A 9,067-nucleotide genomic window follows, 5' to 3' on the forward strand; every position below is an offset into this window, starting at 1 on the left:
CGCGCTCGCGGGCGCGGCGCCGGGCGACCCCGCCTGAGGCGGCGGCCGGAGCCCCTCCGCCGGGCCGCTACCCTGGTGCCCGACCGGCCCCGCGGCACCCGTGCGCCCTGAGCGCGGGAGGCCCGGGTCCGCGACGCAGACACCCTCCTGCCACGGAGAGACCGTGGCCGCGAAGACCACAGGAGGTGGGGTACTCGCATGCGTCACTACGAGATGATGATCATCCTGGACGCCGAGCTCGAGGAGCGCACCGTCGCCCCGTCGCTCGACAAGTTCCTCGACGTCGTCCGCCGAGGCGGCGGCTCGATCGACAAGGTCGACATCTGGGGCAAGCGCCGGCTGGCCTACGAGATCGGCAAGAAGGCCGAGGGCATCTACGCGGTCGTCGACATGAAGGCCGAGCCCGACGTGGCCAAGGAGCTGGACCGCCAGCTCAACCTCAACGAGTCGGTCCTGCGGACCAAGCTCGTCCGCCCCGAGCTCCACTGACCCCTCGCCGCCCGGCCGGGCGGGGGTGTGCACGGCGCCTGCGCGTCGTCACCCCTCCCGCCTAGCGTCGGGCGACCGAGCGGCCCGCCCCCCGGCGGTCCGCGCCCACCCGGGCACCGTCCATCCCGCGAGGAGGAGCCATGGCAGGCGAGACCCAGATCACCCTGGTCGGGAACCTGACCGCCGACCCCGAGCTGCGCTTCACCCCCTCGGGGGCGGCCGTGGCCAACTTCACCGTCGCCTCCACGCCCCGGCAGTTCGACCGCCAGAGCAACGAGTGGAAGGACGGCGAGACGCTGTTCATGCGCTGCTCGATCTGGCGCGAGGCGGCGGAGAACGTCGCCGAGTCGCTCGGCAAGGGCCAGCGCGTCATCGTCACCGGCCGCCTCGTCTCCCGGTCCTTCCAGACCAAGGAGGGCGAGAACCGCACCGTCAACGAGCTGCAGGCCGACGAGGTCGGCCCGTCGCTGCGCTACGCCACGGCCAAGGCCCAGCGCACGCAGCGCGGTGGCGGCGGCGGTGGCGGTTTCGGCGGCGGCGGCCAGCAGGGCGGCGGCTACGGCGGCGGCCAGCAGCAGGGCGGCGGCGGACAGCAGTCCGGCGGCGGCTACGGCCAGGACGACCCGTGGGCCACCGGCCCGTCCTCCGGCGGCGGGCAGCAGCCCTCCGGCGGCGGCTGGGGCGGCGGCCAGAGCGACGAGCCGCCCTTCTAGCCCGACGTCCGCGACCGACGACCTCGGTCGCGCGCGGCACCGGCCCCGCCGGTGCCGCTCCCCGCGGCGGCGCGCACGCGCCGCCGCAGGCCCTCGGGACCATCCGGTCCCGTCGGCCCTCCCCACCCCCATCCCGGGCCCTCGGCAGGACCCGGGCTCCAGACGAGGAGCTCCACGATGGCCAAGCCGGCTCTCCGCAAGCCGAAGAAGAAGTCGAACCCGCTCAAGGCGGCGAAGATCAGCTACGTCGACTACAAGGACACCGCGCTGCTGCGGAAGTTCATCTCCGACCGGGGCAAGATCCGCGCCCGCCGGGTGACGGGCGTCTCCGTCCAGCAGCAGCGCCAGGTGGCCAAGGCGATCAAGAACGCCCGCGAGATGGCGCTGCTGCCCTACAGCAGCTCCGCGCGCTGAGGAAGGGGCACGAGATGAAGCTCATCCTGACGCAGGAGGTCTCCGGCCTCGGCGAGCCCGGCGAGGTCGTCCAGGTCAAGGACGGCTACGGGCGCAACTACCTGCTCCCGCGCAGCCTGGCGACGCCGTGGACCAAGGGCGGCCAGAAGCAGGTCGACGACATCCGCCGTGCGCGCCGCGCCCGCGAGATCGCGTCGGTCGAGGAGGCGCAGAGCGTGCGCGCCACCCTGCAGGAGCAGCCCGTGCGCCTGTCCGCCAACGCGGGCCAGGGCGGTCGCCTGTTCGGCGCCATCACCCCGGCCGACGTGGCCGAGGCCGTCCGCGCCGCCACCGGCAAGGACGTCGACCGCCGCAAGGTCGAGATCGGCCAGCCGATCAAGTCCCTCGGCAGCTACACGGTCACCGTCCGGCTACACCCGGACGTGCAGGCCAGCGTCGACGTCGAGGTCGTCCCCTCGGCCTGACGCGCCGCACCAGCACCACCGACGACGGCCCTCTCGCCCCCGCGGCGAGGGGGCCGTCGTCGTCCCGCGGCCCCGGCGCGCAACTGGCGGGCGGACGTCGTGTTCCATCTCCCACGGCCAGCGCCCGGGTGGGCGGAGTTCGTAGCCTTCCTCCGTCGTCCGAGGCCCGGTGGGCGGAGTTCGTAGCCTTCCTCCGTCGTCCGAGGCCCGGTGGGCGGAGTTCGTAGCCTTCCTCCGTCGTCCGAGGCCCGATGGGCGGACTTCGTAGCCCCTCTCCGCGGGGCGGGGGCCCTCAGCGGACGGCGCCCGTCACGGCCCAGGCGTCGCCGCGGGCGCGGTACCAGAGCGTGAGGCCGCGGACGGCCATGAAGCCGCCGGCGAAGGCGACCCAGAGCCAGACGAGGCCGGCCGCGCCCGGCGGCGCCCACGTGACGACGGCGACGACGAGCGGCGCGTAGGCGACGAGGCCCACGAGCCCGGCGAGCGCGAGGTAGCGCCCGTCGCCGGCCCCGATGAGGACGCCGTCGAGGACGAAGACGTACGCCGCCAGCGGCTGGGCCAGGGCGACGACGACGAGCGCCGCGGCGATCGCTGTCCGGACGCCGTCGTCCGGCGAGAAGAGGGGGGCCACGAGGTCGCGCCCGGCGAGGACGACGACGCCGCTGAGGACGCCGAGGACCGCGCCCCAGCCGACGAGGCGCCGCAGGACGTCGCGGGTCGCGCCGACGTCCCCGGCCCCGAGCGTGCGCCCGGTGATCGCCTGCCCGGCGATGGCGAGGGCGTCGAGGCCCAGCGCCAGGGCCGACCAGATCGTCACGACGACCTGGTGGGCCGCCAGCGCCGTGTCGCCGGAGCGGGCGGCCGCCGCGGTCGTGAGCAGGAGGGTGGCGCGCAGCGTGAGCGTCCGGGCGAGCAGCGGGACGCCGTCGCGCGCCGAGCGGAGCACGCCCGCACCCCCCGGAGCGAGGGGGACGCCGTGGCGCCGCGCGCCGCGGACGACGACGACCACGAGGGCCGCGGCCATGCCGAGCTGGGCCGCCGCCGTCCCCAGGCCGCTGCCGGCGATGCCGAGGGCGGGAAAGGGCCCGGGCCCGAGGACGAGGACGACGTTGAGCGGCACGTTGACGAGCGCCCCGCTGACGGCGACCACGAGCGGCGTCCGCGTGTCCTGCAGCCCCCGCAGCACCCCGGTGGCGGCCAGGACGACGAGCATGGCCGGCAGGCCCGGCAGCGAGGCGCGCAGGTACGTCGCGGCGGCGTCGGCGACCTCGGGGCTCGTCCCCACCGCCAGGGCGAGGTCCCGGGCCAGCGGCCACGCCGCGGCGGCCGTGACGACGCCGAGCACGAGGGCCAGCCACATGCCGTCCACGCCCTGGCGCAGCGCGGCGGGGAGGTCGTCCGCCCCGAGGCGGCGCGCCACCGCGGCCGTCGTGGCGTAGGCGAGGAAGACGAAGACGCCCACGGCCGTCGTCAGGACCGTCCCGGCGGCGCCGAGGCCGGCGAGCGGGACGACGCCGAGCGAGCCGACGACCGCCGAGTCCGCCAGGAGGAAGAGCGGCTCGGCGACGAGCGCCGCGAAGGCCGGGACGGCGAGGCGCGCGACCTCCCGGTCGAGCGGTCGCGGCCGGAGGGCGGAGGGCAGTCGCGGCACGGGCGAGATGGTCGCAGCCGTTGACGGTCCACCCTCTGGCACGCTGTGCCAATCTCTAGTACGGTGTGCCACGACCGCAGGACGCAGACGAGGAGGACGACATGGGGCTCGAGGGGATCCAGGCGCGGGTGGAGGCCACCGACGCGGTGTGGCAGTGGGTGGTGCTGCTCGTCGGAGGGGCGATCCCCTTCGTCGAGAGCTACGGCGCGACAGCGGTGGGGGTCGTCGTCGGCGTCCCCTTCGCCATCGTCCTGGTGGCGGCGGTGGCGGGCAACGTCCTCAGCATGGTGCTCGTCGTCACCGCCGGGGACGCGGTGCGCCGGCGCCTGCGCTCGCGGAGGGAGCCGCGCCCGCCGTCGCCGCGCACGGAGAAGCTGCGCCGCCGGTTCGACCGCTTCGGGGTGCCCGGCGTGAGCCTGCTCGGGCAGACGGTGCTGCCCAGCCAGATCACCTCGGGCGCCCTCGTCGCCTTCGGCGCCGACCGGCGCCAGGTGGTGCTGTGGCAGGTCGTGTCCATCGTGCTCTGGGGCCTCGCCTTCGGCGGGCTGGCGACGGCGGGCCTCTACGCCGTCGAGGGCTGACGGTGGACGGCGCCCGGGGCGCGGACGACGCGGCCACCGGGGGGTGGGTCGTCGGAGGACCCCTCGCCGCGGACCCGGCCGGCGGCGGACCGGCCGGCGTGCGCAGCGCCGTCGACCGCCGCGAGCAGCTGCTGCGCGCCGCCGAGGACCTCGTCGCCGAGGCCGGCTACGCGGCCGTGTCCGTGCGCGCCGTCGCCCAGCGCGCGGGCCTGGGCGCCAGCACGCTGCGCTACTGGTTCCCGCGCCAGGAGGACCTCGTCGTCGCGGTGGCCCGGCGGGCCGTGGACCCCCACCTCGAGGACCGGCGCATCGCGGACCGGGACGTGCCGGCCGCGGACCGCCTCGCCGAGTGCGTCGCCCAGCTCCTCCCGGCGGACGACGCGCAGCTCCACCTGCTCGAGCCGTGGGCGGCTCTGCTCACCGACGCCGTCGGCCCCCGCGCCACGCCGCTGGGCCGGGCCCTGCTCGAGGGCGGCGTGCAGGCGACGGCGGAGCGTGTCCGCGCGTGGGTGGACCGCCTCGTGGACGAGGGGGCCCTCGACGCGGGGCGCGCGGCGACCGCCGTGACGGCGCTCCTCACCCGCGCCGACGGCCTGGCCCTGGGCCTGCTCAGCGGGACGGTGCCCGACGTGGCGACCGCGCACGCGGTGCTGCGGGCCGACGTCGAGGCCCTCCTCCGGCCGGTCGCCTGACGGTCGGGACCGCGCCCCGACCGCGCCACCAGCGCGTCACCCCCGGGCGCGTGGACCGAGGGTGTCCGGCAGGTGGACACCTCACCACCTGGCGGCGGCCCGGGAGCGTCCACACCCGGTGCACGACGTCGGTGCTGGTCACGGGACGTGCGCCGCCGTGGCCGCGCGCGACCGTCCACAGCTCTGTCCACGGCCTGTGGACGGCGCGCCGGTGTCGTCCACAGGAGTGCACAGCGCTGTGCACAGGGGGTGTGCGTGCGCGGTTCGACGGCTGTCGGTGGCCGCCCCTAGCGTCCGGCGGGCGGACCTCCCGGAGGCCCGCGCAGCCCGGTGCCGGAGACGGTCGGCGACGGGCGCCGAGGTCGGAGAGGGCGGGTGGGCGCGTGAGCCTGGCGGAGGTCGACAGGTTCGAGGCGTCCGGTCCGCCGTCGGAGGACCTGGGGCGCACCCCGCCGCAGGACGTCGCCGCGGAGCAGAGCGTCCTCGGCGGCATGATGCTCAGCAAGGACGCCATCGCCGACGTCGTCGAGGTGCTCCGCAGCACCGACTTCTACCGGCCGAACCACGAGAGCGTCTTCGAGGCGATCACCGACCTCTACGGGCGCGGCGAGCCCGCGGACGCCGTCACGGTGGCCGCCGAGCTCAACCGACGGGGCGACCTCGGCCGGGTCGGCGGCGCCGCCTACCTCCACACCCTCATCGCCTCGGTCCCCACGGCGGCCAACGCCGGCTACTACGCCGAGATCGTGCGCGAGCGCGCCGTGCTGCGGCGCCTCGTCGAGGCCGGCACCCGCATCGTGCAGATGGGCTACGCCGCGGGCGGGGGCGACGTCGACGGCATCGTCGACTCGGCGCAGGCGGAGGTCTACAAGGTCACCGAGCGGCGCAGCAGCGAGGACTACCTGCCCATCGCCGACATCATCGAGGGCACGATCGACGAGATCGAGGCCTCGAGCCACCGCGGCGAGGGCATGGTCGGCGTGCCGACGGGCTTCGCGGACCTCGACCAGCTGACCAACGGCCTCCACGCCGGCCAGATGATCGTCATCGCCGCGAGGCCTGCGATCGGGAAATCGACTGTGGGATTAGACATCGCGCGTTCTGCTGCGATAAAGAACGGCTTGCCCGCGGTCGTCTTCTCGCTCGAGATGAGCCGCAACGAGATCACCATGCGCCTGCTGTCGGCCGAGGCGACGGTCTCGCTGCAGCACATGCGCAAGGGCACGATGCGCGAGGAGGACTGGACGCGCCTCGCCCGCACCATGGGCAAGGTCAGCGAGGCGCCGTTGTTCATCGACGACTCGCCCAACATGTCGCTCATGGAGATCCGCTCCAAGTGCCGGCGGCTCAAGCAGCGGCACGGGCTCAAGCTCGTCGTCATCGACTACCTGCAGCTCATGAGCTCCGGCAAGCGCGTCGAGAGCCGCCAGCAGGAGGTGTCGGAGTTCTCCCGCGCGCTCAAGCTGCTCGCCAAGGAGCTCGAGGTCCCCGTCATCGCCATCTCGCAGCTCAACCGCGGACCCGAGCAGCGCACCGACAAGCGGCCCGCCATGTCCGACCTGCGCGAGTCGGGGTCGATCGAGCAGGACGCCGACATGGTGATCCTCCTGCACCGCGAGGACGCCTACGAGCGCGAGTCCCCGCGCGCCGGCGAGGCCGACCTCATCGTCGCCAAGCACCGCAACGGGCCGACCGACACCATCACCGTCGCCTTCCAGGGCCACTACTCGCGCTTCGTCGACATGGCCCAGGGCGGCTGACAGGCGGAAGGCGCGGACCTCTCGGGGCGAGGGTCGCGGTCGACGACCCGCTCGGCGCACGAGCGGGCGGAGCCGTGCGCGCGGAGAGCACGTCAGGCCGGCGCCCGGACCTCAGCGCTCCCCGGCCGCAGAGCGCCGAGCCAGTGCCGGAGCGAGCGCGACGCCGCCCGCGGACCCAGCCGGACGTGCGCAACGGCCAGACGTGCGGACCCGGCGGACGTAGGTGGCCGGCTCAGCCCCGCACCGGCAACCGCCGCCGGACGGCGACGAGCGCCCTCGTCACCGCCCGCACCGGGGCGGTGCCGAGCCAGCGCCGGTAGTCGGCGATCGCCGCGTTCCACGGCCCGTCGCCGTAGGTCGGGTAGGGGTGGGTGCGGGCGACGAGGGCGCTGGTCGTCGTCCCGTCGACGACGGCGGCGGTGAGCTCGGCGAGCACCTCGCCGGCGCGGGGGCCGACGACGGTGGCGCCGCGCACCCGGCCGCGGCGGTCGACGACGAGGCGCGTGAAGCCCGCGGTGCGGCCCTCGGCGACGGCGCGGTCGACGTGGTCGTGCGCCTGGTGCAGCACCCGCCGTCCCGGTCGTGCGCCCGTCGTGGGCTCGCCGACGGCGGCGAGCTCGGGGTCGGTGAAGGTGACGCGGGGGACAACGCGGCTGGGGCGCCGGGGCAGGCCGAGCACCGCGGCCACGGCGGCGTCGGACCCCCGCCCGCCCGCCGTGTGGGTGTAGGTGTCCTCGCCCGTGACGTCGCCGGCGGCCCAGACGCGCGGGCTGGTCGTCCGCAGCCCGTCGAGGACGAGCTGCCCGTCGTCGCCCACCTCGACGCCGGCCGCGCGCAGCCCGAGGCCCTCGAGCCGGGGACGGCGCGGGCCGGCGAGCAGCAGGCGGTCGTAGGGGACCTCGGCGCCGTCCGCGAGGACGAGCGACCCCGCGCCGCCGGCGCCGGGCTGGACCGAGGAGGCCCGGGCGCCGGTGCGCACGTCGACGCCGTCGGCGCGGAGGGCGTCGGCGACGACGGCCGCGGCGTCGGCGTCCTCGCCGGGCAGGAGGCGGGGGCCGGCCTCGACGAGGACGACGCGCGACCCGAGCCGCGCGAAGGCCTGCGCCGTCTCGGTCCCCGTGGTGCCGCCGCCGACGACGACGAGGCGGTCGGGGAGCTCGTCGAGGTCCCACACGTCGTCGGGGACGAGGGGCGCGGCGCCGTCGGCGCCGGGCAGGGTGAGGACCGCCGGCTGCGAGCCGGTGGCCAGGAGGGCGCGCGCGAACCGCACCTCCCGGCCGTCCACCGCTGCGGTGGTGGCACCGGTGAAGAGCACCGTGCCCCGGACGGCGCGGACCCCGGCGGCCTCGAGGGCCTCGGGCGCGTCGACCGGCCGGATCTCCTCGACCGCCGCGCGCACGTGCGCCATGACGGCGGGGAAGTCGACGGTGACCTCGGCCCGCACGCCCAGCCGGTGCGCACGGCGTGCGTCCGCGGCCGCGGCGGCGGCCGCGAGCAGCGCCTTGGACGGCACGCAGCCGGACCACAGGCACTCCCCGCCCGTGCGGTCGCGCTCGACGAGCAGCACCCGGGCCCCCAGGGCCGCGGCCGTCTGCGCGCCCACGAGCCCCGCCGTCCCGCCGCCGACGACGAGGAGGTCCCACGCGGTCGCCGCGTCGGCGTCGTCCAGCCGCGAGCCCGCCGGCCACGTCCGCGCGGCGGGGTCGGGGTCGCCCCGGGGCACGTCGCGCGGGTCGTCGGGGCGCACGGACGGTGACGTCACGCTCGCTCTCCCTCCGGGCGCCGCGGCGCCGTCGTCGCTCCCGTCGACGGGAGGTCGACGGGGGCGTCCACGAGTCGGGACGTCAGTCTCGCGGACGACCCCTCGGAGCGCTCGTCGTGACGGCGCGGGTGCCGGGCGGCAGGCTGGGGCCCGCCTCCCGCTCCCCTCACCCACGGCGGCGGAGGCGCCGGCCGAGCGAGCGGCACGACCCGAGGAGGCGCCCGTGGCCTCACCGGACGCCGGGCGCGCGCGCTACGCCCTCCTCGGCCGCTGGTACGACCTCGTCTCCGCCGAGCCGCTGTACGCCCCCGGCCGCGAGGTCGCGGTGGAGATGATCCACGTGGAACCGGGGGCGAAGGTCCTCGTCGTGGGCTGCGGCACCGGGCCGGACCTGCCGGCCCTCCTCGCCGCCGCGGGGCCCAGCGGCGTCGTGCTCGGGCTCGACGCGAGCGCGAGCATGCTCGGCGCCGCGCGCCGACGCGCCGCCCGCGTCGGCCCCGACCGCGTCCGCCTCCTGCGCGCCGATGGGCAGCGCGTCCCG

At 76.5% G+C, this 9,067-nt stretch carries 10 protein-coding genes; 8 read left to right on the forward strand and 2 right to left on the reverse strand.

Going from position 1 to position 9,067, the window contains the following annotated elements; all coding sequences use genetic code 11:
* Nucleotides 1-198: 198 nt before the first annotated feature.
* From rpsF to rplI, 4 genes are all read left to right on the forward strand, one after another.
* Complete coding sequence (gene rpsF / locus HLB09_RS09310; RefSeq protein WP_171203111.1) at nucleotides 199-489, forward strand: 30S ribosomal protein S6; 291 nt, start codon at nucleotides 199-201, stop codon at nucleotides 487-489.
* Nucleotides 490-629: 140 nt separating this feature from the next.
* Nucleotides 630-1,202 (forward strand): single-stranded DNA-binding protein, encoded by a 573-nt coding sequence (locus HLB09_RS09315; protein WP_171203112.1) that lies wholly within the window; start codon nucleotides 630-632, stop codon nucleotides 1,200-1,202.
* Between the two features lie 177 nt (nucleotides 1,203-1,379).
* Complete coding sequence (rpsR, locus tag HLB09_RS09320; protein WP_171203113.1) at nucleotides 1,380-1,616, forward strand: 30S ribosomal protein S18; 237 nt, start codon at nucleotides 1,380-1,382, stop codon at nucleotides 1,614-1,616.
* Nucleotides 1,617-1,630: 14 nt separating this feature from the next.
* Entirely contained in the window at nucleotides 1,631-2,080 is a 450-nt protein-coding gene (gene rplI / locus HLB09_RS09325; protein WP_171203114.1) for a 50S ribosomal protein L9, read from the forward strand.
* A gap of 292 nt (nucleotides 2,081-2,372) precedes the next feature.
* Here rplI and HLB09_RS09330 read toward each other — a convergent pair whose 3' ends face one another.
* Nucleotides 2,373-3,740: an MATE family efflux transporter gene (locus HLB09_RS09330; protein WP_409372992.1), complete on the reverse strand. Its 1,368-nt coding sequence runs from the start codon at nucleotides 3,738-3,740 to the stop codon at nucleotides 2,373-2,375.
* 92 nt (nucleotides 3,741-3,832) lie between these two features.
* On the opposite strand from HLB09_RS09330, the gene HLB09_RS09335 reads away from it, so the two are divergent.
* From HLB09_RS09335 to dnaB, 3 genes are all read left to right on the forward strand, one after another.
* Nucleotides 3,833-4,312, forward strand: coding sequence for a hypothetical protein (locus HLB09_RS09335; protein ID WP_171203116.1), 480 nt, complete (start codon nucleotides 3,833-3,835; stop codon nucleotides 4,310-4,312).
* 2 nt (nucleotides 4,313-4,314) lie between these two features.
* Complete coding sequence (locus tag HLB09_RS09340) at nucleotides 4,315-5,004, forward strand: TetR/AcrR family transcriptional regulator (protein WP_171203117.1); 690 nt, start codon at nucleotides 4,315-4,317, stop codon at nucleotides 5,002-5,004.
* 251 nt (nucleotides 5,005-5,255) lie between these two features.
* Nucleotides 5,256-6,764 carry a replicative DNA helicase gene (gene dnaB / locus HLB09_RS09345; RefSeq protein WP_409372991.1) on the forward strand — a complete coding sequence of 503 codons (1,509 nt, stop codon included), beginning with the start codon at nucleotides 5,256-5,258 and terminating at the stop codon, nucleotides 6,762-6,764.
* Nucleotides 6,765-6,996: 232 nt separating this feature from the next.
* Here dnaB and HLB09_RS09350 read toward each other — a convergent pair whose 3' ends face one another.
* On the reverse strand, nucleotides 6,997-8,433 hold the full coding sequence (locus HLB09_RS09350) for a dihydrolipoyl dehydrogenase family protein (RefSeq protein ID WP_171203120.1): 1,437 nt from the start codon (nucleotides 8,431-8,433) through the stop codon (nucleotides 6,997-6,999).
* A 316-nt stretch (nucleotides 8,434-8,749) separates the two neighbouring features.
* Between HLB09_RS09350 and HLB09_RS09355 the strand changes: the two genes are divergently transcribed.
* Nucleotides 8,750-9,067, forward strand: a 318-nt coding sequence (locus HLB09_RS09355) for a methyltransferase domain-containing protein (RefSeq protein ID WP_171203119.1), incomplete at its 3' end; no start/stop codon positions are given.

It is taken from the genome of Pseudokineococcus marinus, from assembly GCF_013004605.1.
Taxonomy (GTDB): Bacteria; Actinomycetota; Actinomycetes; order Actinomycetales; family Quadrisphaeraceae; genus Pseudokineococcus; species Pseudokineococcus marinus.

Excerpts from the sequence above, each read along its gene's own strand:
- rpsF (WP_171203111.1), top strand. The coding sequence starts at position 199 with ATGCGTCACTACGAGATGATGATCATCCTGGACGCCGAGCTCGAGGAG.
- HLB09_RS09315 (WP_171203112.1), top strand. The coding sequence starts at position 630 with ATGGCAGGCGAGACCCAGATCACCCTGGTCGGGAACCTGACCGCCGAC.
- rpsR (WP_171203113.1), top strand. The coding sequence starts at position 1,380 with ATGGCCAAGCCGGCTCTCCGCAAGCCGAAGAAGAAGTCGAACCCGCTC.
- rplI (WP_171203114.1), top strand. The coding sequence starts at position 1,631 with ATGAAGCTCATCCTGACGCAGGAGGTCTCCGGCCTCGGCGAGCCCGGC.
- HLB09_RS09335 (WP_171203116.1), top strand. The coding sequence starts at position 3,833 with ATGGGGCTCGAGGGGATCCAGGCGCGGGTGGAGGCCACCGACGCGGTG.